Below are 26,082 nucleotides of genomic sequence, written 5' to 3' on the forward strand. Positions count from 1 at the left end.
GGTTTAACTCTGTAAACGGAACGCCCGCATCAGCGGGCGTCCTGATTAGGCTTTCGGGAATATCCACAGATGATCGGCCGGCAGGGAGAGCCGGCACAGCGCCCGATCGCGCGCCTCCTGGCCATAGGCGCGCACCACGAAATCTTCGGCCACGGTGCGGAACAGGTATTCCCAGCGATCGCCGAGATACATGCTGGTCAGCAACGGCAGCTCAAGCTGGTTGCCCTGCGGATCTTCGCCCAACCGTACGCGCTCCACGCGGATCACCGCCGTGCCCTCCTGCCCGACCTGCACGCCGGCGCCCGCTTTGCCCCACAGCGCCCAATCCTTGCCTTCGATGCGCGCCCGGTCGCCTTCCCGCGCGACAACCTTGCCCGGCAAGCGGTTGTTGCTGCCCATGAACTCGGCGGTGAACAGCGTGGTGGGTGAACCGTACATCTCCTGCGGCGTGCCCTGTTGTTCGATTTTGCCGTTATTGAGCAGCAGGATGCGATCGGAAATGGCCATCGCCTCGTTCTGATCATGGGTCACCATCAGCGCCGACAGACCGAGCTTGATGATCAGCTCGCGCAGGAATACCCGCGCCTCTTCGCGCAGCTTGGCGTCAAGGTTGGACAGCGGCTCATCCAGCAGGATCACCGGCGGGTTGTAGACCAGCGCACGCCCGATCGCCACGCGCTGCTGCTGGCCGCCGGAAAGCTGGTGCGGGTGCCGCTTGGCCAGATGCCCCAACCCGAGCTGATCCAGCACCGCCTGCACCCGCTGGGCGATTTCCGCCGAGGCGGTCTTACGCAGCTTCAGCGGGTAAGCGACGTTCTCAAACACCGTTTTATGCGGCCACAGGGCATAGGACTGAAACACCAGCCCCAGGTTGCGCTCTTCGGCGGGAATTTCGCTGCGCGCGCTGCCGTTGTACACGGGGTTATTGCCGATGACGATCCGCCCCTGGCTCGGTTTCTCCAGCCCGGCCACCGCCCGCAGCAGCGTGGTTTTGCCGCTGCCCGACGGGCCCAGCAGCGAGACCACTTCGCCCCGTTTCAGATCCATCGACACCCCTTTCAGCACCGGGTTGTCGCCATAGGTCAAATGCAGATTCTCTACCGAAAGTTCAATCATGTAATTTCACTCCAAAGCGCAAGGCGATCCCCAGCCCCAGCACCACCAGCAGGATATTGATGAACGACAGCGCGGCGACGATATCGATAGCGCCCGCGGCCCACAGAGAAACCAGCATCGAGCCGATGGTTTCCGTGCCCGGAGACAGCAGATACACCCCGGTGGAATATTCGCGTTCAAAAATCAGGAACATCAGCAGCCAAGAGCCGATCAGGCCATAGCGCGACAGCGGAATGGTGACGTGGCGGGTGATCTGGCCGCGGCTGGCGCCGGCGCTGCGCGCCGCCTCTTCCAGCTCCGGCCCCACCTGCAGCAACGTGGAAGAGATCAGCCTCAGGCCGTAGGCCATCCATACCACGGTGTAAGCCAGCCAGACGCTGAATATGGTGCTGCGCAGCGAACGCAACCAGACAATCCAGTTAGCACGCAGCCACTCGGCCATCGGCAACGCCGACAGCCAGCCCTCCTTGAGCGATTTGTCCAGCCACATCGGCAAGAACAGGAACACCCACAGGAATGCCAGACCGGCCAACAGCCCCGGCACCGCGCGCGGCACCAGTACGCTGTAGTCGAGGAAGCGCGTGGCGCCATCCGGCTTGCGGTGCATGGCGATGCCGATAAACAGGTAGCACGCCACCGCCAGCGCCCCGCCGATCACCCCGATCGCCATCGAGTTGACGATGGCGCGCAGCAGGTTGGGCTGCGCCCAGATAGTGCGGAAGGTGTTGATCGAAAGCTCGTCCCAGACAGACACGCCCACGCCCCAGTTAGAGATAAAGGCGCGCAGCACCACGCCGATCAGCGGCACGCCGATGGTCACGGTCAGCCAGAACACCACCACCGCGCCGGCCACCCAGCGCCATTTGCCGAGCGGCAGCGCGCGGGCCTGCGAGGCTTTGCCCTTGACGGTGACAAAGCGATTGGCGGTGCGCATCAGCCGGCGCTGCAGCATCACCAACGGAATAGTGATGCAAATCAGCACCACCGCCACCGCCGCCATCAGATGGTAAGACGGCGTGCCCAGCTTGTTGGTCAACTGGTACAGGTAGGTCGCCAGCACCAGGTTGCCTTCCGGATCGCCCAACACCAGCATCAGGCCGAACACTTCCAGCCCGAGGAAGAACAACAGCACCCCGGCGTACAAGATAGACGGCCGCACCATCGGCAGACTGACGGCGGTCATCACCTGCAGCGGCGTGGCGCCGGCGGTGCGCGCCGCTTCTTCAACGTCGGAGCCCACGCTGCGCAGCGCCGAGGAGATGTACAGATACGCGTGAGGCACGTGCGTCAATCCGGCTATCACCACGATGCTGGCCATTGAGTAGATGTTCCACGGCACGAAGCCCAGCAGCGCCTCCGCCCACAGCGAGAAGAAACCTACCGGTCCCGCCGCCACCACGTAACCGAAACCCAGCACCATCGGCGACACGAAGATCGGCACCAGAATCAGCGGTTCGATGATCCGCCGCCCCGGCAGATCGGTGCGCACCATCAGGAAGGCCAAAACACCGCCGAGCGGGATGGCGATAATCACCAGGCCGAATGCCAAAATAAAGCCGCTTTTCAGCGCCTTGTAGAAATCCGGATCGGTAAAGATGAACTCGAAGGCCTCAAGGCTGAAAACCTTGGAAGGAGAGAAAAACGGTGCCGAGAGGAAGCTTTGAATGATGATAAACGACAGGGGGACATAGATAACCAGCGCGGTTATCAACACCACCAGGCCGCGCGGCAGACTCTGCCACTTTCTGCGCCATGCTTGCATAAATGCTCCCTATGGTTGTAAACGACGACCAAAGGGCGCGCGCCCGTGCGACAGGCGCGCGTCCGAATGCAGTCCCTGTTATTTCGCCGCGGCGGCGCGCCATTGTTTGATATAGTCGAGACGCTTGGCCGGCTGCAGATATTCCAGCAGGCTGTCATCGACCGGGATCGGTTTGAGCGCGTTACCCAACAGCTTGGTCATGCCATCGATGTCGTTCTTGCCTTCGATGTCGTTGCGGATCGAGGGGATATCCGCCTGATTGGCGAGAATATTTTGCCCTTTCTCCGACAGCACATAGTCAAACCACAGCTTGGCGGCGTTAGGGTTGCCGGCCTCTTTGCCGATGAAGCTCACGCGCGACAGCACCAGGGTATAGTCTTTCGGATAGACGATGCCGAGCGACGGGTCGCTCTTGGCGCGGGCCTCGGCGTATGAACCGAGGATATTGAAGCCGATCAGGTTTTCACCGGAGGAAACGCGTTCCATCATGGTGCCGGTGGAGGATTGCACCGCCAGGCCACCCTTGGCCACGTCGGCCAGCGTTTTGAAGTAGTTAGGATCGGCCTTGAAGTCCTGCACCGACAGCATGAAGCCGACGCCGGATTTTTCGATGTCGTAGGTGGTGACTTTCTTCTTGAATTTGTCCGTCTGGCCGGCGATCAGCTTGGCCAGCGCCGCATGCGAATCCGGCACATCGCCTTGCGGGATCAGGCGTTTGTTATAGATAAACACCACCGGCTCATAGGTGGTGCCATACACCTTATCTTGCCATACCGCCCATTTCGGCAGTTGAGCCTGCTCGGGAGAGGCGTATTCCTGCGCGTAATCGCCCGCCAGTTTCAAAATGGTGTCCATCGACGAACTCCACACCACGTCGCCGCTGGTGCCGCCGGCCGCCTGCTCGCTGATAAAGCGGTTATACAGTTCGGTGCTGTTCATGTCGTTGTATTCGACCTTGATGCCCGGATACAACGCCTCGAACCCCTGGATCAGCGGCGCCGCCGCCTTGGTGTCGGTGGTCGAGTAAATCACCACCTTGCCTTCTTTCTTCGCGCCGTCGACCAGTTTCTGGTAGTCGGCGGGGTAGCCCGCCGGGAAGGCCGCATAGGCGGAAACGGAGCCTAGCAAAGTGATTGCCGCTACGGTCGCGCTGATTTTTTTCATCATCATCATCCATCCCCTGATCACATTTAATAAACTAAAAATTAACATATAGTTAATAACTGTGACGAGGCAACGGCGTTGCTTTGTTATCTTTCGGTTTTGTGAGGTTGGACGTTTTTCAGCCAATAAAAAAGCCCGGCAGCGCGGGCTTTACGGCGCTTCCTGTCGCAAACTATTCGGCCAGGCGAGAACGCCGCAGCAGGCGAATTCGCTGTACGATGGCGACCCCCAGCAGGGTCAGGGCAAACCCCGCCAACTGCACCAGCGACAGCGCCTCGCCAAACAGCGCGTAAGCCTGCAGCGCCGCCGCCGGCGGCACCAGCAGCATCAGCGCGGTAATGCGAGTCAAATCGCCGTGGCGCACCATCCAGATAAACAGCGCGGTGCCGCCCAGCGACAACACGCCGGCCGACCACAGCAGCGAGAACCACAGCGTCGGCGAATTGTCCCAGGCGCCGGAGCCCATCACGGCCGCCAACGCGCCGGTCACGATCGCGGCGCCGAGGTGCTGAATGGCGCCCGCCGCCCGCAGATCGGCCGCCGCCAGCGAAGACTTCTGCACCATGATGCCGATCGTCAGCGCGACGATGCTGCCAAACCCCATCAGGATCGGCAACAGCGCCATATTGCCGACGTCGATACCGGTCAGTCGAGGGGAGAGCACCAGCGCAACGCCGATAAAACCGACCGCCAGTCCGGCCCAGGAGCGTAACCCTATCGATTTGCGCAGCACCAACGCGAAAATCAGCGCGGTGAACAACGGCTGCAATCCGCCGATCAGCGACATCACCCCGGCCGCCAGGCCGTTCGCCACCGCCCACCAGCTTGCAGCGAGATAAACGCCATTCATCAACATGCCGGTCAGCAGGTGCATCACGAACTGCCGCCCCTTGGGCCAGGCGCAATGCAATGCCAGCAAAGCGAATACCGCGGCGGCGATCAAAAAGCGAAAGGTCAGGAAAAGGTTGGGATCGGCATGATCCGCCACCGCACGCGCGGCAATAAAACCCGTCGACCAAATTAATATCAGGAAAAACGGCGCGATAAATGCCTTTCGCCGATCGCGTTTTTCACGCGGGGTTATTTCCATATCACTACCTGAAAGAATGCGGTTGATGAATGAGGGCATACTAACCAATTTAACACGGGCTTAACAGTGCCGAGCGAACGCCCAAGTTCAGGTGGTGCACATAATTACCGGTGAATAATGAAGTTTCAATTTCATATAATTCATCGAGCTTATAATTAATTGCGCTACGTTACGATAATGTAAATTAATTGCTACATCAGGTATAAATATTCCCCTATCGGCGACATTGTCGGGATAATTCCCCTTTGCTAGCCTTTCTGAAGCCATTTAATTAACGGGACTGACTCATGGCCGAAATCACTGATTTTATGAAACTGGATATGCGTATTGGCGAAATTATTTCCGTGGAATATAACGACAAGGCGTTAAAACCCGCCTATAAGCTGCGCATTGATTTCGGCGAGGAAATTGGCATTAAAAACAGTTCGGCGCAATTATGCGAAAACTATCAGGAAGATGATCTGCTTGGCAGAAAAGTCATCTCCGTCGTTAATTTCCCCGCCAGGCGGGTTGCCGGATTTAAATCCGAAGTGCTGGTTCTTGCCGCGGTCACCAGGGATCAAGGCACCGTCTTGCTGAAACCCGATTTCGACGTGGAGATCGGCAGCAAGATTTTATAACCGCCCCATCATTCGTGAGGCCTCCGAGAAATGCGACAGTTATCTCTGCTTGATGAAGTTAAGAAAGCATACCAGGAACACCGTTCAGCCTTTATCCCCGGCGCTACCATGCAGGCAATCCTGCTGGCGCTGGGCGCGCGGCCGGAAGATTTCGCCAGGCTGCAGCAGGTCAGCGCCAATCTGGCGGACGATCCCACGCTGCCTTTCCGCAAGTCCAGAAACGGCCGTTTCTGTTTCGACTTCGATCGCGCCCGGATTGAGCGGCTGGAGTTCCAGCCTTTCGTGCTCTCGGTCGAGGAAGACTTCATCCGCTACGATTCGGGAAAGGTGCGCCATTTCCGCGGCATCAACGACGATCTGCAGTTGAATACGGCATTTCAGGCGCTGATGAAATTCAAAGCCTACGTGATCGATGGCGTGAGCGTGACGCCGCGCCCCCGGCTTAATCAGGAGATCAACAAGTTCGTCTGCACGGTGTTCAACCTGCGCACCGTCACCACGCCGCAGATGCTGGGCGAACCGGCGCTGGAAGGCGTACACAGCGACGGCGTCGACCACACCATGACGACCTTCCTCGGCTGCGACAACATGACCGACGACAGCGCCAAGACCTTTATTCACGATATGCGCGAAACCAGCGGGATCAAATTCGATCGGGCCCGGCCGGAATGGATTTTGGGCGCAATACAGCATCGGCATTTCCTCGATACCCTGCTGATTGTCGACCATGAACGCAAACACAGCCTCTCACCGGTGGAAGCGCAGGACAAACGTAAGAATTCAACCCGCGATATGCTGATCTTTTTCACCCGTAAACCGGTCGAAGACGGCCACGTCTCCTTCGCGTATGACTCTTTTAAACCGCATATCGAAATCCCGCTGTCGATAGACATGGTGGCGCGCGCGAGCTAACGCGCTGCCGGGCCGGCCGCCAGGATTCATCTGTGCGGCCGGTTCACGCAAGGATAAACAGCGCTGGATTAATCAGGTTTTTGTCGCCGAATTATTATATCCTGCCGGACGAAAATTTTTGCGGGCGCTCGCTGCCCCACGCGCCAGCCCTCTGCAGGCAGGCCGTTTATTTCATGAATACAGGCAGTGCCATACCGTTATGACCAAGAGTTTATCCCCGAAAGACATTATCGCCCTGGGCTTTATGACCTTTGCCCTGTTTGTCGGCGCCGGCAACATCATCTTCCCGCCGCTGGTGGGACTGCAGTCCGGCGAACATCTGTGGCCGGCCGCTATCGGGTTTATGGTGACCGCCGTCGCCCTGCCGGTGATCGCCGTGATCGCGTTGGCGCGCGTCGGCGGCAGCATCAGCCTGCTGACCGGCCCCATCGGCCGCACCGCCGGCTTGCTGCTGGCGACCGTCTGCTATCTGGCGCTCGGCCCGTTATTCGCCACGCCGCGAACCGCCAATGTCTCTTTCGCCCTCGGCATTGCACCTTTCACCGGCGACGGCGCCCTGCCGCAGTTCATCTACAGCCTGCTGTTCTTTACCCTGGCGATGATTGTGTCGCTTTATCCCGGACGGTTGCTCGATAACGTCGGCCATATTCTGGCGCCGCTGAAAATTCTGGCGCTGGCCGCGCTCGGCATCGCCGCCCTGGTCTGGCCCGCAGGCGCGCCGCTCTCCGCCGTCGGCAGCTATCAAGCCTCGGCGTTTTCCACCGGCTTCGTACAGGGTTATCAAACCATGGACACGCTGTCGGCGCTGATGTTCGGTTCTATTATCGTTACCGCCGCCCGCTCACGCGGCGTCAGCGACAGCGGGTTGCTGCTGCGTTATACGCTGTGGGCCAGCCTGATCGCCGGCGTCGGCCTGACGCTGGTCTATATCTGCATGTTCAAACTCGGCGCCGGCAGCGGTAGCCTGATCGAGAACGGCGCTCAGGATGGCGCGGCAATCCTGCACGCCTATGTACAGCACACCTTCGGCGATCTGGGCAGCGTCTTTATGGCGGTGCTGATGTTCATCGCCTGCCTGGTGACGGCGGTCGGCATGACCTGCGCCTGCGCGGACTTCTTCTCCCGCTACCTGCCGCTCTCTTACCGCACGCTGGTGGTCATCCTCGCCCTCTTCGCCATGCTGGTCTCCAACATGGGGCTGGCCAATCTGATCCGCGTCTCGCTGCCGGTGCTGACGGCGATCTACCCGCCCTGCATCGCGCTGGTGTTGCTCAGCTTCAGCCAGAACCGCTGGCGCAGCGCCAGGCGCGTCTTCGCGCCGGTGATCGCCACCAGCCTGGTGTTTGGCCTGGCCGACGGCCTGAAGGCTTCCAGCTTCAGCGGCCTGCTGCCCGCCTGGTTCGATAAGCTACCGCTGGCCGAACAGGGGCTGGTCTGGCTGCAGCCTACGCTGCTGGTGCTGTTGCTGGCGGCGGCTTACGACCGGTTGCGCGGCGTCGAAAGCGCCAATGCCGCGTCGTAAGCGCGATTTCCGCCCATAAAAAAAGCCGGTCATGATGACCGGCTTTTTTATCGGCTGGCGCCAGACCGCTTACTTCAGCAGCGCCTGCGCCTTCGCCACCACGTTGTCCACGGTGAAGCCGAACTCGGCGAACAGCTGCTCCGCCGGCGCCGACTCACCGAAGGTGGTCATGCCCACGATGGCGCCGTTCAGCCCCACGTACTTGTACCAGTAGTCCGCGATACCCGCTTCCACCGCCACACGCGCCGTCACCGCCGCCGGCAGCACCGACTCGCGGTACGCCGCATCCTGCTTGTCGAACGCGTCGGTCGACGGCATCGACACCACCCGCACCTTGCGGCCCGCCGCGGTCAGCTTGTCCGCCGCTTCCACCGTGATGCCCACTTCAGAGCCGGTGGCAATCAGGATGACGTCCGGCGTGCCCGCGCAGTCTTTCAGCACGTAGCCGCCGCGGTACACGTTCGCCAGCTGCTCTGCGGTGCGCGGCTGCTGGGTCAGGTTCTGACGCGAGAACACCAGGGTGGTCGGGCCGTCGTTGCGCTCGATGCCGTACTGCCACGCCACCGCCGATTCCACCTGGTCACACGGGCGCCAGGTGCTCATGTTCGGGGTCACGCGCAGGCTCGCCAGCTGCTCCACCGGCTGGTGGGTCGGGCCGTCTTCGCCCAGACCGATGGAGTCGTGGGTGTAGACGAACACGTTGCGCAGCTTCATCAGCGCCGCCATGCGCACCGCGTTGCGGGCGTATTCCACGAACATCAGGAAGGTCGCCGAGTACGGCAGGAAGCCGCCGTGCAGCGCGATGCCGTTGGTGATGGCGGTCATGCCGAACTCGCGCACGCCGTAATGAATGTAGTTGCCCGCCGGGTCAACGTTCAGCGCTTTCGAGCCGGACCACATGGTCAGGTTGCTCGGCGCCAGGTCGGCGGAGCCGCCCAGGAACTCCGGCAGCACCTTGCCGAACGCTTCCAGCGCGTTCTGCGACGCCTTGCGGCTGGCGATGTTGGCCGGGTTGGCCTGCAGTTTTTCCACGAACGCCTTGGCGTCGGCTTTCCAGTCGGCCGGCAGCTCGCCGTTCATGCGGCGCTTGAACTCGGCGGCCAGTTCCGGGAAAGCCCTGGCGTAGGCGGCGAACTTGTCGTTCCAGGCCGCTTCCTTGGCCTGACCGGCTTCTTTGGCGTCCCACTGAGCGTAGATGTCCTGCGGGATTTCAAAGGCGGCGTATTTCCAGCCCAGCGCTTCGCGGGTGGCGGCCACTTCGGCAGCGCCCAGCGCGGCGCCGTGCACGTCATGGGTGCCGGCCTTGTTCGGCGAACCGAAGCCGATAACGGTCTTGCACATCAGCAGTGACGGCTTGTCGGTCACCTTGCGGGCTTCTTCAATCGCGGCCTTGATGGCGTCAGGGTTGTGGCCGTCGACGTTGCGCACCACGTGCCAGCCGTAGGCTTCGAAGCGCAGGGCGGTGTCGTCGGTGAACCAGCCGTCGACGTGGCCGTCGATGGAGATGCCGTTGTCATCGTAGAAGGCGGTCAGCTTGCCGAGCTTGAGGGTGCCGGCCAGGGAGCAGACTTCGTGCGAGATGCCTTCCATCATGCAGCCGTCGCCCATGAAGGCGTAGGTGTGGTGGTCGACGATGTCGTGGCCGGGGCGGTTGAACTGCGCCGCCAGGGTGCGTTCGGCGATGGCGAAGCCGACGGCGTTGGCGATGCCCTGGCCCAGCGGGCCGGTGGTGGTTTCAACGCCCGGGGTGTAGCCGTACTCCGGGTGGCCCGGGGTTTTGGAATGCAGCTGACGAAAGTTCTCCAGCTCGCGCATCGGCAGGTCGTAGCCGGTGAGGTGCAGGAGGCTGTAAATCAACATGGAGCCGTGGCCATTGGAGAGCACGAAACGGTCGCGGTCAGCCCAGTGCGGGTTAGTCGGGTTGTGGTTGAGGTAGTCACGCCACAGGACTTCGGCGATGTCCGCCATGCCCATAGGGGCCCCCGGGTGGCCGGAATTTGCTTTTTGTACGGCGTCCATGCTGAGTGCGCGGATAGCGTTGGCAAGCTCTTTACGAGAGGACATGTTTTACTCCAGGTCGGATAAAAAAAGCAGTCAAGTTCCCTATTTTCTCAGACTCCACATCACAACGGCAATCCCTAATGCCAAATGAGAGCGAGTTCACCACTTATTAGCACGATTGGACGCTTTTTCGGAATAACACTATTCTCGCCTTAGCTGGCGTACACTAGGCTCTTGCGACAAGATTTCCTCAAAGCAAAATGACTCTTTTACCTTGTTACCTTCACAGGAAGATGGCGTTATGAAAATTCGTACCTCTTTGATTGCGTTGGGCATTGCCACCTTGGCAACCGGCTGTCAAAACCTGAATACCGAAACCTTGATGCAGTCCAGCGCGCAGGCGTTCCAGGCGGCGACCCTGAGCAACGACGACGTTAAGGCCCTGAGTGATAAATCCTGCGCCGAGATGGACAGCAAGGCACAAATCGCGCCGGCCGGCAGCACCTACGCCAAGCGTCTCAACAAAATCGCCGCGGCGCTGGGCGACAACATCAACGGCACCCCGGCCAACTACAAGGTCTACGTGACCAAAGACGTCAACGCCTGGGCGATGGCCAACGGCTGTATCCGCGTCTATAGCGGCCTGATGGACATGATGAACGACAACGAAGTGGAAGGCGTGCTGGGCCACGAAATGGGCCACGTGGCGCTGGGCCACACCCGTAAAGCGATGCAGGTGGCTTACGGCACCGTGGCGCTGCGCACCGCGGCGTCCTCCGCCGGCGGCGTCATCGGCTCGCTGTCGCAGTCGCAGCTGGCGGATATCGGCGAGAAGCTGGTCAGCGCCCAGTTCTCGCAGAAGCAGGAAAGCGAAGCGGATGATTACTCGTTCGATCTGCTGAAAAAACGCGGCATCGATCCGAACGGCCTGGCCACCAGCTTCGAAAAACTGGCCCAAATGGAAGCCGGCCGTCAGAGCAGCATGTTCGACGATCACCCATCTTCCCAAGCGCGCGCGCAGCACATTCGCGATCGCATCGCGGCAGAGAAGTAACAACGAGAACGCCCGGCAACCGCCGGGCGTTTTTTATCGTATCAATACAGGGTTTTCTGCGGCGGCCCGGCGAAGGTCAGCGGCCCGACCCGCTTCATGTCCACCTCGACCACCGACGGCCCCGGGTAGTTGATCGCCTCGGCCAATACGCCGTTGAACTGCGCCGCCGCGTCCACCTTCCAGGCTTTCAACCCCATCGCTTCGGCGATCTGGGTAAAGGCCGGCGTATGCAGCTCGTTGTAATACTGGCGCCCGGCGAAATACTTGTCCTGAATGCCACGCATCACGCCATAACCGCCGTCGTTCATGATCAGCAGGGTGATGTTCACCTGTTCCTGCGCCATGGTCGCCAGTTCCCCCAGGCCCAGCGCCAGACCGCCATCGCCCACCAGCCCCACCACCTTGCGCTGCGGGTTGGCGATTGCGGTGCCGATCGCCATCGGCAGCCCCATTCCAATGGCGCCAGCCAGCGAGTGTATGTTGCACAGCGGCGAAATCGCCCGGAACAGCCGGCTGCCCCAGACGCTGCCGGAAACGGTGATATCGCGCACCAACAGCCCGTCCTGCGGCAGCGCGGCGTCGATGGCGTCATTGAGTTTGGCGTATTCGCCGGACTGCTGGCGCAGCGCGCTCTCAGCCTGCTGCACCGCTCCCGCGATCTCGGCATCCCACTCGGCGTTCACCTTCTCGCCAGGGGTCAACCGCGCCGCCAGCGCCGTCAGCAGCGCCGCACAGTCGCCATTGATCTGTTCATCGGCCAGGTAGTTGCGGTTGGCCGCCGCCGGATCGATGTCAATTTGCACCAACGGGCGCGGCAGCGGCAGCGTCCAGGTGCGGGTTTCATTACTGCGCAGCCGCGAACCGGCCACCAGCGTCAGGTCGCACTGCGTCAGGATCGCTTCAATGCTCGGCGAGTTGTGGAACGCCCGCAGGCTGCGCGGATGGCTGTCCGGCAGAATGCCGCGCCCGTGGGTGCTGGAGATCACCGCCACGCCGGCGTCCGCCAGCTTGCGCACCGCGTCGCCGCAGGCCAGCGCACCGCCGCCCAACCATAACAGCGGGCGCTTGGCCTGTTTCAGCCGCTGATGCAGCCGCTCCAGCGCTGCGGCGTCCGCCTTCGGCAGCGGCGCCGGCGCCAACGGTTCGGCCAGCACCGAGCGGGACACCAGGCTGCTTTGAATATCGATCGGGATCTCGACCGCCACCGGGCCGCAGGGCACGGTTTGCGCATCCAGGATCGCTCGCTGGATCACCGCCACCGCCTGCTCCGGCGAATTGACTCGGTAAGCGCGCTTGGAGCAGGCGCGCAGGAAGCCGAGCTGATCGCGGGTTTCATGAATAAAACCGGCGTCGGCGTCCAGATAGGCTTTTTCCACCTGGCCGGTGATATGCAACAGCGGCGTGTTGGCGTTGAGCGCCTCAATCATCGCCCCCACCGCGTTGCCCGCGCCGGCGCCGGTGCTGGTCAACGCCACGCCCAGGCCGGAGAAACGCCCGTGCGCGTCGGCCATGGTCACCGCGCCCGCTTCGCCGCGCGCCGGCACGAAGCGAATTTTATCGCGCTGCCCCACCGCATCGGCGATCGGCAGATTATGAATCGAAATGATGCCGTACATCGCCGACACCGCGTACTGTTCCAGAGTCCGGGCTATCGCCTCGCCAACCGTGATTTTATCGCTCATCATCTGCCTTCTTAGGGTAATCGTTATTAGGGTTATGCGTAGAGGTGTCGGCCTAGTCGCTCCAGCGGTTCACCTGGTGGCTCAGCGCCAGATATACGCTTTTCTGCTGCATGTAGGCCTTGATGCCGTTCAGGCCCTTTTCGCGGCCCAGTCCGCTTTCCTTGAAGCCGCCGAACGGCGTGGAAATCGAGAACGTTTTGTAGGTGTTGATCCAGACGGTGCCGGTTTCCAGCCGCTCCGCCAGCGCCATCGCCCGCGGGAAATCGCGGCTCCAGATGCCGGCCGCCAGGCCGTACACCGAGTCGTTGGCCTGTTCGATCAGCTGTTGCTCGTCGTCGAACGGCAGCGCCACCAGCACCGGGCCGAAGATCTCCTCCTGGCACACGCGGGCATCGTTGTTCAAACCTTCGATAATGGTCGGCAGGTAATAGCTGCCGCTCGCCAGTTGCGGATCGGCCGGCGCTTCGCCGCCGATGCTCACCCGGCCGCCCTCCTGCCGCGCCAACGCCACGTAGTCCGCCACGCTTTGCCGATGTTTGGCGCTGATCAGCGGGCCGAGATGCACGCCCGGCACCAGCGGGTTGCCGATGCGCAGCCCCGCCGTCAGTTCGGTCAAGCGCGCCAGCAGCGGCTGATACAGCGAACGATGCACGAACAGCCGTGAACCGGCGATGCACGCCTGGCCGGCAGAGCTGAAAATGCCGTAACAGATGCCGCGCGCCGCCTGCTCCAGATCGGCGTCCTCCAGCACGATGGTCGGCGATTTACCGCCCAGCTCCAGCGAGGTGGGGATCAGCTTGTCGGCGGCGATGTGCGCCAAATGGCGCCCGGTGCCGGTCCCGCCGGTAAAGGCGATCTTTTTCACCAGCGGATGGCGCGCCAACGCCTCGCCGATCACCGAACCTTTGCCCGGCAGCACGCTGAGCAGCCCGGCAGGGAGCCCCGCCTGTTCGAACAGCTCGGCCAGCTTCAGCGCCATCAGCGGCGTGGCTTCGGCCGGTTTGAGCACCACGGCGTTGCCCGCCGCCAGCGCCGGCGCCACCTTCTGCATTTCGCTGGCGATCGGTGAGTTCCACGGCGTAATGGCGGCGATCACCCCCATCGGTTGATACTGACTGAGCGTCATCACTTCGGCGCTGCGCGGGGTCGGCAGCTCGCCTTCCAACACCTCGCAGGCGGCGGCGAAGTAGCGCGCGGTCGCCGCCGCGCTGGCCACCAGGCCGCGGGTTTCCGCCAGCGGTTTGCCGTTGTCGCGCGTCTGCAACTCGGCCAGCTGTTCCTGCTGCGCCAGGATCAGGTTGCTCACGCGGTAGAGAATTGAGGCGCGTTGGTGCGGCACCAGCCCGCGCCATTCCGGCGCGCGCCAGGCCTTTTCCGCCGCCTCTACCGCCTCGTTGACATCCTCGACGTTAGCGGCGCGCAGCCGCGCGTTGACGCTGCCGTCGGCCGGGAATACCGAAGCCATCTCTTCGCCGCGCCCTTCACGCCAGCGCCCGGCGACAAAAATATTCAATCGTTCCATGCTCCGCTCCTGCCGTTCAGGCAATAAAACCGCCGTCCACCAGACGGCGGCAGGCTTGTACCGCGCTCAGCGCCGCCAGGGTTGATGTTTTGGGATTGCTCGCCAGCGGGTTGCCGCTCAGCTCAATGTGAAACTCGCCAAAGTCGCCGCACACCTGCAGGCGATGGGTATTGCGCCGGGTGGCAGGATCGACCTGCAGGCGCACCCGGGTGGCGTCCATCCCCAGACCGTTGAGCGCAATAGTGGCCGCCACGTTGGCGTTGGCCGGGAACAAACGCGCCGCTTCGCGCGCCGAGCCTTCAAAAAATACCTGCGCCTCGCGCACCGCATCGAGGTCGATCAGTTGCTCCGCCGGGCTGCCGCGCCAGCTGGCCGGGCTCTTGCTGGCCTGATAGGTCACGCTCTCCAACCCGCCTTCACGCGCCGACGCCAGCCCGTCCATCCCCGCCACCGCGCCGGACAGCACGATCAGCTGCCCGTGATGGCGGCGGCAAACCTGCTGCAGCCGCTGTTGCAATGCGGCGTCCGCCAGCGCGCCGGTCGAGACCACCGCCAGCGGCCAACCGCGCTGCAGCACCGCCTCGCCAAACTCCGCCACCGCCTGCTGGCTGGCGCACTCCAGCACCAGATCCGGCCGCTGCGAACACTGCTCCGGATGGGTCAGCGCCTGCACCCGCCCGTCAAAAGCCTCGGCGATCGCCGCATGATGAGCTGCGCGCGCCAGGATCCAGCCAACCTCCACGCCTTCCGGCAGACGGGCGATCACTTCCTTCGCCATCGCGCCGTAGCCAATCATCATGATCTTCTTCATCTTTCTCGGCCCCTGCTACACATGGCGGTTAAAGCCGCCGGAAACGTCCAGCGCCGCGCCGGTGGTAAAGGAAGCCAGCGGCGAAGCGAGGAACAACAGCGCCTGCGCCGGCTCCTGCGGCTTGCCCAGGCGTTTCATCGGGATGCCGCGCCGTTCGGCGATGGCCGCCGTCCACTGCTCCCAACTTTGATCTTTATCGCTGCGCTCGTCGAAACGGCGGCGCCACTGGCCCGACTCCACCATCCCCAGCAAGATCGAGTTAACCCGAATGCCTTTGCCCACCAGCTCTTTCGACAGCGTCAGCGTCATGTTGAGCAGCGCGGCACGCGCCGCCGAGGTGGCGATCATGTGCTCTTCCGGCTGCAGCGCCAGCAGCGAGTTCACGCAGGTGATAGACGCGATCGCCGATCGTTCCAGCGCCGGTAAGAACGCCTGCACCGGGTTGATCACGCCGAACAGCTTCAGCTCGGCCTCATGCAGCCAGGCCTCGCGCGGCGTCTGGTCAAAATGGGCGACGAAGCCCTGACCGGCGTTGTTGATCAGCAGATCCACGCCGCCGAAATGCGCCGTCACCTGAGCGGCGAACTGCGCCACCTGCTGCGCGTCCAGCACGTCGCAGCGCAGCGCCAGGATATCCGCCTGCGGGAAGTCCGCGCGCAGGCTGGCTGCTGCGCCGGCCAGCTTGTCCTGATCGCGGCCGCAGAACGCCACTTTCGCCCCTTCGGCCAGCAGCAGCTTCAGGGTTTCAAAACCGATGCCCGACGAGCCGCCGGTCACCACCGCCACCCGATCCTCAAGCTGAAAATTCATCGTTGGATTGCTCCCGTAAAGTCCCGCAGATAGCGGTTGAAACACGCCGGCGCATCGAGGTAGCTGGCATGACCGGCGGCGGCGATCAGACGCAGCGTCGCGTCCTGCTCGCGCGCCAGCTCGGCCGCCTTCTCCGGTGGCGTAATGCGATCCTGTTCACCGCACCACACCTCCAGCGGGCCGCGATAGCGCGCCAGATAGCGACCGATATCATCGTTGGCCAACATCCAGGCGGCACTCAGAAAACCGTCGGGATCGAGCTGCTGCATGCCGTTGCGCACCCAGGCGATATCCTGCGGATCCGCCCCTTCACGCAGCAAGGCCGCCGCCCGCTGCTCGCCGTAGCCCACCGGCCCCAGCGTCTCTATCATCTGCTGGCGTTGGCCGTACACCTGCCGGCGTTTTTCCTCCGGCGCCGTGGCATAGCCCTGCGCCGGATCCGCCAACACCAGCCCGCACAGCCCATCCGGATAGCCGGCGGCATAGGCGCTACCGATCAGCGCCCCCAGCGAATGGCCGACGATCAGCGGCTGCACCAGCTGCAGCTCATCAATCAGCGCCGCCAACGCCGCCGCATAACCGGCGGCATCGGCCTGCGGATCCGCCAACGGCAGGCTGCCGCCGTAGCCCGGCGCGTCCCACGCCAACAGACGGTGGCCGTCCGTCAGGCCGTTATCGTTGAACTGCTTGATCCACGAGGCGGATCCGGAGCTGATGCCGTGCAGCAACACCACCGGCCGCCCCTGCCCGGCCTCGCGCCAGCTCAGGGTGTACGCCCCGCAGCGCGCCCGTTGGCGTTGCGCCAGGCCGTTCATCAGTTGCGCTTCACTTTGGACAGCGGGTGATCCGCCGGATAGGTCGGGATCTCCGGCTTGGCGGTGCCGAGCATCACGCACATCAGCGCCTCTTCCTCGCCGTGGTTGAACAGGCCGCGATACACCCCCGCCGGCACCGAGATCAGATCGCGCTCTTTCAGCCTGGTTTCGTAATACTCTTCGCCATCCTGAATCATCAGCGTGATGCTGCCTTTCAGCATGAAGAACACTTCTTCCACGTCGTCGTGCAGGTGCAGCGGGCCCTCGCACTTCGACGGCAGCACCATGGTGGAGAAGGTGAAGTTGCCTGCCGGAATGGTGTTGGCATCGCTGGCCACGCCGGTGGCGCCGGTGCCGATGTAGCGCATCTGCGCGCGGCGGTATTTCGGGTCGAAGTCGGCCTGGAATTTCAGCGCGTTCCAGTCATATTTGCGGCCCTCGAAACGGGCGATGCGCGACTCCACCCAGTTTTCCATCGACAGATCCTGCGGCTTGACGCCGGCTTTGTTCTCAACCTGAGACATGTTGTCACTCCTCTGTTGAATCAAATGGTTATCCCCTTCGTCTTTCACGCTGTCGCGTTGTTGGCTGCATTCGTTCGCACCAGTCACTTACCGCAGTAAGCTCCTGGAGACTCACGAACTTGCCGCCTAGCCACAGCATGAAATCCATTGGGCTTAGTAATTGTTAATTCAGTACTTTCTCAGCAACGGCAGCAGAATGAGGCAGCCGACGAACGCCATCACCACCAGGAACAGCAGGCCGTTATCCATATTGCCGGTGGCGGCGATCAGCGCCCCCATCAGCACCGGCGCCAGCGCGCCGGCAAAATTGCCCAACCCGTTGAAGATGCCGCCGGCGGTGGCGCTCACCTTGCTGCTGGTGGCCTTCGCCAACAGCGCGAAAATATTCGGCGCGCCGGCGCCCCACATAAAGGTGCTGAAGGCCATGGCGGCGATCACGCTGTAGGTGCCCTGCAGGTGCAACACCACCGCCAGACCGAGGCCGGCGCCGCACAGCGACAGGAAGCAGGCCAGCGCGCGGCGATCCAGCTTGTCCGACAGCCAGGCGCCCAGCACTTCGCCGAGCAGCATGGCGATGAACGGCAGCGAAGAGAGGTAACCGGCATGCTCCAGATGAATGCCTTTGCCCTTGATCAGATAGCTCGGCAACCAGCCGTTCATGCCCCACCGGTAGGTCAGAAAGGCGATGTTGAACAGGCAGATCATCCAAAAGTGCGGACTGCGCAGCAGCTCGCGGCGGTGCTGTTTGCGTTCGGACACCGCCGGTTTGGCCGCCGCCGCCGGACGCGAGACGTTCAGGTGGCGCATGCCGAACAGCACCAGCAACATCACCGGCAACGTCAGAAACGCCATAAAGAAGAAGGTGGCCTGCCAGTCGAAGGTATTGAGGATGTACAGGGTGACCGGGAAGCCGAGCGCGGCCCCCAACGGCGTGCCGAGCAACCACAGCATGGTGGCGCGCGCCTGCAGCTGCGGCGGGAAAGCCTGACGAATAATGGCGTAGGCCATCGGCAGCAACGGCCCTTCAGCGATGCCGAGCAGGATGCGCAGCGTCATCATGGCGTGATAGGAACGCACCAGCCCCATCAACACCATCAGCACGCCCCACACCACCATCATGCCAATCAATACCTTGACCGGATTAAGCCGATCGCCGATGCCGCTGAGCAGCATTGAGGAAATGCCGTAGGAGAACAGAAACGCGCTCATCAGCAAGCCCAGCCGCGCCGGGTCAAAACCAATGCCCAACGCCTGCTGAAACTCGGCGTCGGAAAACAGCGCCGCGATGCTGATCTTGTCGAAAAACGCCAGCAGCACGCAGGCGAACAGCGCGATCGGCACCGACCAGCGCACCCGCTGCTGCGGATTTTCGGCAACGGTTTCCCCCGCCCGTCCAGCGCGGGCGTCAATGTCTTGCGTAGTCATAAAACGCTCCCGAGGTTCGGGCGTTATTTCAACGCCATCAAAGAAAACTCCGCATCCGCCAGTTGCTGCGGATCCAGCACCCGGCCGCTCGCCAGCCAACGCTTGCCGAGTTTGATGGTGCGCGCGTCGTTGAATGCCACCATCTGCACCAGCTGCCGATCGGCGTTCAGCGTGAAGAACACCTGCGACTGCGGCGTGCGGCGCACCACATGGTGCACGCCGCCGCTCGGCACGCCGAGGATCTGGATATTGACGTCATATTGATCCGACCACAGCCAGGCCACGTCGTCATACGGGGCGGCGAAGGCGTCGAGCATCGCGCAGGCGGTGCTGATGGCCTGATTTTGCGCGTAGGCCCAGGACTGCAGGCACATGCCAAGCGTCGGGTGACGCGCCACGTCGCCGGCGGCGAAGATCGCCGGATGGCTGGTGCGCCCCTGGCCGTCGACCACAATGCCGGACTCGATCGCCAGCCCGGCGCTGCGCGCCAGTTCGAGATTCAGCTCGACGCCGATCCCCACCACCACCAGATCGAAGGCCTGCGGATCGCTGACTTCGCTGCCGATCCAGGCGGCGCCGTCGCGATCTTCCAGCGAGATCTCACCGCAGCCGCACAGCACCGTGACGCCCTGCCGGCGATGCAGTTCGAACAACGCCTGCGAGACATCGGCGCCGACGCTGCGCATGCACAGCGCTGGCTGGCGTTCAAACACCGTCACCTCGGCGCCGAGACGCCGCGCGGAAGCGGCGATCTCCAGCCCGATCCAACCGCCGCCGACGATCGCCAGGCGACGACAGCCCTGCAGCCCCTGCCGCAACCGGGCCGCATCGTCCCAGGAACGCAGCGTCATCACGCGCGGGTGCTGCGCCCAGGCGGCGCCCGGCACACGCGGCCGCCCGCCGGTGGCGATCAGCAACTGCTCGAACTGCAGCCGTTGCCCATCGCTGAGCGTAACGATTTGCTGTTCGGCGTCGATGGACTCGGCGCGCAGCGGGCGGCGCCAGTCGATATTCAGCTCCGCCACCGTCTGTTCGCTGAACAGCCGGCTGAGGGGAGCCGCGGCATCCAGCAACGCCGCTTTCGACAGCGGCGGCCGCTCGTAAAAATCGTAGGGTTCGTCGCTGACAACCGTCAGCCGGCCGCTGTAACCGCGGTCGCGCAGCGTCTTGGCCGCCCAGCCGCCGGCCTGGCCGCCACCGACGATGACGATGCCCGCCTGTTCAGCCCGGTTCATAACGCCTCCGCTTTTTTATGCTGGCGGCGCGTGTCGTGATCGATGCCGCCCTCTACCGCCCATTCGGTGAAGGAGACCAGCGAATGCTCCAGCTCGCGCGGCTGCCAGTTTTCCGTCAGATAATCGTCGTTGGTGTAGTACTCGAACGCGCCGCCGGTCGGGCTGTTGACGTACCAGAAATAGGCCGAGGAGATCGGGTGGCGGCCGGGGCCGATAAAGGTGCTCCACTGCTCTTTGTTCATGGCGATGCCGCCGCCGATCACTTCGTGGATATCGCGCACGGTGAACGCCACGTGATTCAGGCCGCGTGGGCGGTTCGGCAACTTCAGCAGGAACAGGTTATGATGGCCGCCGCGCGCCTGGGTGCGCAGGAAGACGGCGCGATCGATATAGCGATCGGAAACCTGGAAATCCAACAGCTCGCGGTAGAAACGCTCGGTCGCCGCCAGATCGTCGACGAAGAACACCACGTGGCCGATGTTGATCGGCTGCGCCTGCGAATAGACCGGGCTGGGTTGATCGATGCGGCGCACGTCGCCCCACTGGTTGATCGGCGTGACCGGCACCTCGACCGCCTGCTGGCGGCTGACGACGAAGCGCAGCGTCATGCCGTTGGGATCGCGGCATTCCAACTCTTCTCCCACCTGACGGAAGCCGGGCATCAACGCCAAACGCGGCTGCAGGCGCGCCAGTTCGGCGGGCGAGGCCACGCCCCAGGTCATGCGGCGCAGGGTGGAACCGCCTTCAAACGCCGCAGGCAGCGCCGCGCTTTGCAACGGGTGCAGGACAACCCGCGCCCCGCTCAGGGTAGTGAATTCGCGCTGCGCTTCGCCCCAATGTTGCGTGGCGGGCTGCAGGCCGAAATCTTGCATGAATTTTTCGCAGGTTGGCAGATCTTCGACGCCAAATTCCAGTTTTTCGATTCCGATTACGCTCATTGTTCAGCCTCACATTCTCGCTGCATACGGTTTTCAGGCATGACTGAACCCCGGCCCGTGTTTGCTGCGGGCCTTATCCCTGCCTGAGTAAAAGAGTCGGTCCTGTCGGTTAGCCGACGTTGGCCTGCGGCGGCGCGCCGAGGAAGCCGGAAATTTTCTCCGCCGCGTCGCGCACTTCCATGCGCAGCCGCTCGCGATCCGCTTTCGGGATCTCATCGGACGGCACCATGATGCTGACCACCGCCTCGACCCGCTGCTCGCGGTTGAAGATCGGATAGACGATCGAGGAGATGCCGTGGCGGAAGAACGATTCGCCGATCACATAGCCGCGCGCCTTGTCTTGCTGCACCATCTGCCACAGCGTTTCGCGATCCGCCGGGGTGCCCGGCGCATTGCCCGGCAGTTGCGCGTCTGGATAAAGTTGTTCGAACTCACTGCGAGTCGCGCTGGTCAACAACATGCGGCCGAGCGAGGTTTGGTGCACCGGCAAGCGGGTGCCGACGCTGACCTGATTGATCTGCGAACCGGCAGCGCTGACGCGGGCGATATAGATCACATCACGCCCGTCGCGGATCGCCAGATGGCTGCTGCACTGGCTGCGATCGCGCAGCTGCTCGATCACCGGCTGGCCGGCCTGCGCGACGTCCAGCGACGCGATATATTCGAAGCCGAGGCGCAGCACCTTGATGCCGAGCGCAAAGGTGTTGGTGCGCGGATTGCGCTCCAGAAAGCCCAAGTGTTCGAGCGTCTGCACCACGCGATAAGCGGTGGCCTTCGGCATATCGACCAAGCGATGCAACTCGGCGAAGGTCATCTCCTTATGCTGCTCGCCAAACGCCAGCAGCAACTGCAACCCGCGATCCAGCCCCGGGATCAGATACTTACATGCTTGTGCTTGCTCGTCCGCCATCTCTCGCTCCTGCGCTGTGCGCCTGCCCTGCGGGCCGTCAGTTGAATACGAAGCCGCCGTTGACCGGCAGCAGTTGACCGGTGACGAAATTCGCCAGCGGCGACAGCAGATAAAGCACCGTACCGTTCACATCGTCCGGGTGCTGCGCCCCGGCCAGCGCGCGCCCCTGCTCGTACAGCTGGTGGCGTTCGGCGGGGACATACTCGGTGGCTTCCACCCGCGTCAGGCCCGGCGCGATGGCGTTGACGCAGATCCCCTGCGGCCCCAGTTCACGCGCCATCGATCGGGTCATCGCGATCAGCGCGCCTTTACTGGCAACATAGGCCATCAGGCGCGGCGCGCCCCACAGCGCGGTGTCCGACGCCACGTTGACGATCTTGGCGTGCGGGTTGCGCGCCAACAGCGGCACCGCCGCCTGGCTCACCAGCCAGGTGCCGCGCACGTTGACCTGCATTACCCGATCCCACAGATCGATGTCGTATTCCATCATGGTTTTACCGCCGACGCCGGTCGCCAGCGCCGCGTTGTTCACCAGCCCGTCGATCCCGCCGCCTGTGGCGATCTTCTCGAACGCCGAACGGATCGAATCCGGTGATGCCAGATCGATGATTTGCGTTTCCACCTGAGCGCCCTGCTCGCGCAGCGCGGCGCCGCTCGCCGCCAGCTCATCCGCCAAAATGTCGCACATCACCACCTGCGCGCCGGCAGCCGCGATGGCGGCGGCGAAGCTGTAGCCCAGGCCGCGCGCCGCGCCGGTGACCACGATGCGTTTATCGTTCAGCAGACCCTTCACTGCGCCGCCTCCCGCTCGCGCAGCGTCGCCAGCTGTTTTTGCGCCTCTTTCTGCATCAGGCGGCGCAGGCGAGAAAGACCGACGTCGTGCTGGTACAGATATTCGCGGCCGCGGGCGTTAGGCGCCATGTTCTCAAGCACGATGCGATCCTGCTCGAGCACGTCCCAATGCAACGATTCCAGGCGATTGCGGTACATGAAGCGCCACATGTCGCGCTGCCAGTCTTTGACCTTACGAATGCGCCAGAAGAATACCCGGCAGTGATCCTTGTCTTCCGGCACCACCATGCCGATGATCCAGAAGTGACCGCCCGGCCCGAAACGCTTCTTGTACGGGATCGACAGGCGCATCCAATACGCGCCGCTGTTGCCGAATTCCACCCAGTCGAAGTTGACGCCGATCTGGCCGTTTTTCTTGAAGATGAAGCCGCTGTCGGTCGGCTCCAGCGCCATGTCCGCCTTGCGATCCCCTTCCGCCATCGAGTGTGAAGAGGAGTGCAGGTAAGTGCCGTGCATCGGATCCATCACGTTTTCCAGGGCGTACTGGTAGTTGCAGTTCCAGCTGGCGGTGCACAGAAAATTACTGTACGACGCTTCGTCCGCCAGCTCTTGCGGGAAAGTCAGCTCCGCCGGCGCTTCATCCGCCGTCACGCCGAAATAGAGGAACACCGCGCCATAGGCTTCTTTGGCCGGGTAAGAACGCAGGCATTTTTGCCCCACCAGCGGGCAGCGATCCACCGCCGGCACGTCTTTCACCGTCCCGTCGCCGCCGACTTCCACCCCGTGATACCAACAGGCGATGCGATCGCCGAGGTTCCACCCCATGGAAAGCCGCGCGCCACGGTGCGGGCAGCGGTCTTCCAGCGCGTGGATCTGGCCTTCGCCGTCGCGCCACACCACGATTTGCTGCTCCAGGCGGGTGATGCCGACCGGGTTGTTGCCCACTTCCCAGCTGGCCAGCACCGGATACCACATGCCGCGCAGCCCCTGGTCAAGATAGTCCTGCAAGCTCTGTTCGGAGGATGTTGTGTTTGCTGTCATTGTCTTCTCCCGGGTGTCGCTCAGAAACCGTTAACGTGAAGGAATTCGCGGAACGTCGCCTCATTCCACGGCTGGCCGCTGCGATCGAACAGACGACGCTGATTCAACGCGCTAACGATCTGCTCCAGCTCTTCCCCCCCCTGATCGAAGATCGTTTCCAGCGCCGCCACCAGGGCGGTTTCGAAACCGTCCGGCACCCGGGCGCGGTTTTGCCAGATGACATTGCGGAACTGGCCCGGCTGATGGATTTGACCGTTGCCGCCTTCGCGGGCTGGCGTCACTTGTTGGGTGTCCGGCAGCCAGGGATTGAAATCGGTGATGTGCTGCATGATTACTCCTCCGCGATAAAGGTGATCTGGATTTGGTTGTCGACCACCCGGGTGGGATAGGTTTGCAGATCTCGGCCGCCCGGCTCGCGCAGGCACTGGCCGGTGCGCACGTCAAACAGCGCTTCGTGCAGCGGGCACTCAACCTTGCCATCGTCTACAAACCCCTGGCTGAGCAAGGCATAAGCATGCGGGCAGACGTCTTCCAGCGCGTAGTAGTTACCGTCGAGCAGGTACACCCCGATCTCTTTTCCTTCCACTTTGCCGGAGAAAGGAAAATCTTCTTTCACCTGAGACACTTCGCACACATTCTTCCAGCTCATTGCTTTTATCCTCTATCTGATTGTTTCATATATGAAACTCAGTTTCTTATTTAATACAGCCACTATAAGTCTGGCGAAACTTTCGTCAAGCGAGCGGAACGTCAAATGTTAATGAAAGGTTGTTTAAAAATGACAAATGCGGGAAGGATCACGAAATCATGCACCGATATGAAAAACCTATGTCAGTTGTGCGCTCCCTCGCTAATTTATGGCAAAAAACGCGTTGATCTCTGCGGCGAATTGCGCGTAAAAGTGTTTTCCCTCTGTCATTTACACCCTATTTGATAACAATAAATTTACATCAATCAGCCCCATCCCCGCGTTTGCGCCAAATGGCATCCTCGGGTGAGTTTACTGCTGCCTGAATTCGTCAACCGCTCGCACTGAGGAACGCGCCGTGCAACAACGTCAACGCTGGTTTGGGGTGATCGCCCTGCTGTTTCTGATCGTTATCGCCTATGCGGATCGGGTTAATATCGCCGTGATGTTGGTCAATCCCGACTTCCTGCAACACTTTCAACTCGGCGGTGACCGCGCTCACCAGGGCACGCTGATGACGGTGTTTTTACTCGGTTACGGCCTGTCCGCCATGTTGCTGACGCCGTTTCTGGAAACGCTGATGGGTTACCGCCGCGCGCTGACGCTGAGCGTGGTGCTGTGGGCGCTGCTCACCGCCGCCTCGCCGCTGGCGGGATCGCTGCTGTTGCTGTGCGCGGTGCGCGCGCTGCTTGGCGTCAGCGAAGGGCCGCTGTTCTCGCTGAAAACCATGTACATCAGCGATCATTTCGCCGCCGACGAGCGCGGCAAGCCCAACGCGGTCAGCGCGCTGGGCGTCTCGTTGGGGCTGGTGCTCGGCTTTCCGCTGGTGAGTTTTCTGATGGCGCACTTCGGGTGGGCGATGTCGTTTCACCTGCTGGCGCTGCTCAACCTGCTGCTGGGCCTGGCGCTGGTGCGGTTGTTCGTTCATCCGCTCGCCTTACCCTCATCTTCTTCACGCCCTGCCGATTCGCAACCGGTGCTAAGCCGCGTCTGGCACACCTTTGCGCTGGCCTGGCGCACGCCGATGCTCGGCTGGATCCTGCTGATCGAGATCGCCACGCTCAGCTACCTGTGGGGCTCCAGCGCCTGGCTGCCGGCTTACCTGACCGATGAAAAGGGGTTCTCCATCAAGCAAATGGGCTGGATGGCGGCGCTGCCGTTCATCGTCAGCATCGCCTCCAAATACCTCGGCGGCGCGTTGCTCGATCGTATCCGCCCCTATCAGGCGCCGCTGATCTTCGTCTTTGGCGGCGCGGCGACCGCACTGTGCATCTATGGCGTAATGAACAGCCATCAGCTTGGTTGGATCGCCTTCTTCCTGCTGGCGGCCAACGCCTGTTGGGGTGCGCAGGGCGCGGCGATCCCCACGCTGCTCCAGCATTATGCGCGGCCGGAGGCGGTCGGCAGCGCCTATGGGCTGATCAACGGCATCGGCAATCTGTTCTCGGCGTTCGTGCCGATGGCGATGGGCATGGTGATGGCCAGCCAGGGCAAGGTGTCCTCGGGCTTTGCGGTGCTGATTGCCTCACAGCTGTTGACGCTGCTGGCGGGCGGCGCGCTGTTTAGCCGTATGTTGCTGACGCGGCAGGTGAAACGGGCATAAATCCGTTTCACCGTGTTCTACGGCGGCAAACCGAACGCGTTGAGA

The 26,082-nt window shown here is 62.4% G+C and carries 24 protein-coding genes; 5 read left to right on the forward strand and 19 right to left on the reverse strand.

Annotation, left to right across the window (positions count from 1 at the left end):
- Window positions 1-45: 45 nt before the first annotated feature.
- From IT763_RS19315 to IT763_RS19330, 4 genes are all read right to left on the reverse strand, one after another.
- Window positions 46-1,116: an ABC transporter ATP-binding protein gene (locus IT763_RS19315; protein WP_016930033.1), complete on the reverse strand. Its 1,071-nt coding sequence runs from the start codon at window positions 1,114-1,116 to the stop codon at window positions 46-48.
- Window positions 1,109-2,878 carry an iron ABC transporter permease gene (locus IT763_RS19320; RefSeq protein ID WP_033639426.1) on the reverse strand — a complete coding sequence of 590 codons (1,770 nt, stop codon included), beginning with the start codon at window positions 2,876-2,878 and terminating at the stop codon, window positions 1,109-1,111. The genes IT763_RS19315 and IT763_RS19320 overlap by 8 nt, the downstream gene beginning before the upstream one ends.
- Before the next feature lie 78 nt (window positions 2,879-2,956).
- Window positions 2,957-4,045: an ABC transporter substrate-binding protein gene (locus tag IT763_RS19325; RefSeq protein WP_033641358.1), complete on the reverse strand. Its 1,089-nt coding sequence runs from the start codon at window positions 4,043-4,045 to the stop codon at window positions 2,957-2,959.
- Between the two features lie 169 nt (window positions 4,046-4,214).
- On the reverse strand, window positions 4,215-5,132 hold the full coding sequence (locus tag IT763_RS19330; RefSeq protein ID WP_016930036.1) for a DMT family transporter: 918 nt from the start codon (window positions 5,130-5,132) through the stop codon (window positions 4,215-4,217).
- A 287-nt stretch (window positions 5,133-5,419) separates the two neighbouring features.
- On the opposite strand from IT763_RS19330, the gene IT763_RS19335 reads away from it, so the two are divergent.
- The 3 genes from IT763_RS19335 to brnQ all read left to right on the forward strand — a co-directional run bounded on the left by IT763_RS19335 (window position 5,420) and on the right by brnQ (window position 8,186).
- A complete protein-coding gene (locus IT763_RS19335) occupies window positions 5,420-5,752 on the forward strand; it encodes a tRNA-binding protein (RefSeq protein WP_004931561.1) in 333 nt (110 codons plus the stop codon).
- Between the two features lie 30 nt (window positions 5,753-5,782).
- Window positions 5,783-6,664, forward strand: a complete 882-nt coding sequence (locus tag IT763_RS19340) for a 2OG-Fe dioxygenase family protein (protein WP_028127702.1) — start codon at window positions 5,783-5,785, stop codon at window positions 6,662-6,664.
- A 199-nt stretch (window positions 6,665-6,863) separates the two neighbouring features.
- Window positions 6,864-8,186, forward strand: a complete 1,323-nt coding sequence (gene brnQ, locus IT763_RS19345) for a branched-chain amino acid transport system II carrier protein (RefSeq protein WP_016930038.1) — start codon at window positions 6,864-6,866, stop codon at window positions 8,184-8,186.
- A gap of 69 nt (window positions 8,187-8,255) precedes the next feature.
- Here the strand turns inward: brnQ and tkt are convergent, their stop codons facing one another.
- Window positions 8,256-10,250 (reverse strand): transketolase, encoded by a 1,995-nt coding sequence (gene tkt, locus IT763_RS19350; RefSeq protein WP_033632127.1) that lies wholly within the window; start codon window positions 10,248-10,250, stop codon window positions 8,256-8,258.
- A gap of 238 nt (window positions 10,251-10,488) precedes the next feature.
- Between tkt and IT763_RS19355 the strand changes: the two genes are divergently transcribed.
- Window positions 10,489-11,241 (forward strand): M48 family metallopeptidase, encoded by a 753-nt coding sequence (locus tag IT763_RS19355; protein ID WP_173889727.1) that lies wholly within the window; start codon window positions 10,489-10,491, stop codon window positions 11,239-11,241.
- 41 nt (window positions 11,242-11,282) lie between these two features.
- On the opposite strand, the gene IT763_RS19360 is transcribed toward IT763_RS19355, so the two are convergent.
- The 14 genes from IT763_RS19360 to IT763_RS19425 all read right to left on the reverse strand — a co-directional run bounded on the left by IT763_RS19360 (window position 11,283) and on the right by IT763_RS19425 (window position 24,395).
- Window positions 11,283-12,923 (reverse strand): thiamine pyrophosphate-binding protein, encoded by a 1,641-nt coding sequence (locus IT763_RS19360; RefSeq protein ID WP_097101413.1) that lies wholly within the window; start codon window positions 12,921-12,923, stop codon window positions 11,283-11,285.
- 52 nt (window positions 12,924-12,975) lie between these two features.
- The gene (locus tag IT763_RS19365; RefSeq protein ID WP_016930041.1) at window positions 12,976-14,445 is read right to left on the reverse strand and encodes an aldehyde dehydrogenase; all 1,470 of its coding nucleotides are present in this window, start codon (window positions 14,443-14,445) and stop codon (window positions 12,976-12,978) included.
- 16 nt (window positions 14,446-14,461) lie between these two features.
- Complete coding sequence (locus IT763_RS19370; protein WP_033639423.1) at window positions 14,462-15,256, reverse strand: aspartate dehydrogenase; 795 nt, start codon at window positions 15,254-15,256, stop codon at window positions 14,462-14,464.
- Between the two features lie 15 nt (window positions 15,257-15,271).
- Window positions 15,272-16,066, reverse strand: coding sequence for an SDR family oxidoreductase (locus tag IT763_RS19375; protein WP_049299792.1), 795 nt, complete (start codon window positions 16,064-16,066; stop codon window positions 15,272-15,274).
- Window positions 16,063-16,881: an alpha/beta fold hydrolase gene (locus IT763_RS19380; protein ID WP_048796837.1), complete on the reverse strand. Its 819-nt coding sequence runs from the start codon at window positions 16,879-16,881 to the stop codon at window positions 16,063-16,065. Before IT763_RS19380 ends, IT763_RS19375 begins: the two co-directional genes overlap by 4 nt.
- Window positions 16,881-17,405 (reverse strand): cupin domain-containing protein, encoded by a 525-nt coding sequence (locus IT763_RS19385; protein WP_004937634.1) that lies wholly within the window; start codon window positions 17,403-17,405, stop codon window positions 16,881-16,883. Before IT763_RS19385 ends, IT763_RS19380 begins: the two co-directional genes overlap by 1 nt.
- Before the next feature lie 168 nt (window positions 17,406-17,573).
- On the reverse strand, window positions 17,574-18,830 hold the full coding sequence (locus IT763_RS19390; RefSeq protein WP_206194941.1) for an MFS transporter: 1,257 nt from the start codon (window positions 18,828-18,830) through the stop codon (window positions 17,574-17,576).
- Between the two features lie 23 nt (window positions 18,831-18,853).
- Window positions 18,854-20,065 carry an NAD(P)/FAD-dependent oxidoreductase gene (locus IT763_RS19395; protein WP_206194942.1) on the reverse strand — a complete coding sequence of 404 codons (1,212 nt, stop codon included), beginning with the start codon at window positions 20,063-20,065 and terminating at the stop codon, window positions 18,854-18,856.
- Window positions 20,062-21,003 (reverse strand): VOC family protein, encoded by a 942-nt coding sequence (locus IT763_RS19400; protein WP_016930047.1) that lies wholly within the window; start codon window positions 21,001-21,003, stop codon window positions 20,062-20,064. The genes IT763_RS19395 and IT763_RS19400 overlap by 4 nt, the downstream gene beginning before the upstream one ends.
- Window positions 21,004-21,112: 109 nt before the next feature.
- Window positions 21,113-21,913, reverse strand: a complete 801-nt coding sequence (locus IT763_RS19405; RefSeq protein ID WP_049299794.1) for an IclR family transcriptional regulator — start codon at window positions 21,911-21,913, stop codon at window positions 21,113-21,115.
- A 37-nt stretch (window positions 21,914-21,950) separates the two neighbouring features.
- Window positions 21,951-22,706, reverse strand: coding sequence for an SDR family oxidoreductase (locus IT763_RS19410; protein WP_049299795.1), 756 nt, complete (start codon window positions 22,704-22,706; stop codon window positions 21,951-21,953).
- Window positions 22,703-23,746, reverse strand: coding sequence for an aromatic ring-hydroxylating dioxygenase subunit alpha (locus tag IT763_RS19415; protein WP_028127706.1), 1,044 nt, complete (start codon window positions 23,744-23,746; stop codon window positions 22,703-22,705). Before IT763_RS19415 ends, IT763_RS19410 begins: the two co-directional genes overlap by 4 nt.
- Before the next feature lie 20 nt (window positions 23,747-23,766).
- A complete protein-coding gene (locus tag IT763_RS19420; protein ID WP_016930050.1) occupies window positions 23,767-24,075 on the reverse strand; it encodes a recombinase-like helix-turn-helix domain-containing protein in 309 nt (102 codons plus the stop codon).
- A 2-nt stretch (window positions 24,076-24,077) separates the two neighbouring features.
- Window positions 24,078-24,395 (reverse strand): non-heme iron oxygenase ferredoxin subunit, encoded by a 318-nt coding sequence (locus IT763_RS19425; RefSeq protein ID WP_004937614.1) that lies wholly within the window; start codon window positions 24,393-24,395, stop codon window positions 24,078-24,080.
- Window positions 24,396-24,792: 397 nt separating this feature from the next.
- On the opposite strand from IT763_RS19425, the gene IT763_RS19430 reads away from it, so the two are divergent.
- A complete protein-coding gene (locus IT763_RS19430; protein ID WP_016930051.1) occupies window positions 24,793-26,037 on the forward strand; it encodes an MFS transporter in 1,245 nt (414 codons plus the stop codon).
- The last annotated feature ends 45 nt before the right edge of the window (window positions 26,038-26,082 follow it).

It is taken from the genome of Serratia sp. CMO1, assembly GCF_015689115.1.
Classification (GTDB): domain Bacteria; phylum Pseudomonadota; class Gammaproteobacteria; order Enterobacterales; family Enterobacteriaceae; genus Serratia; species Serratia marcescens.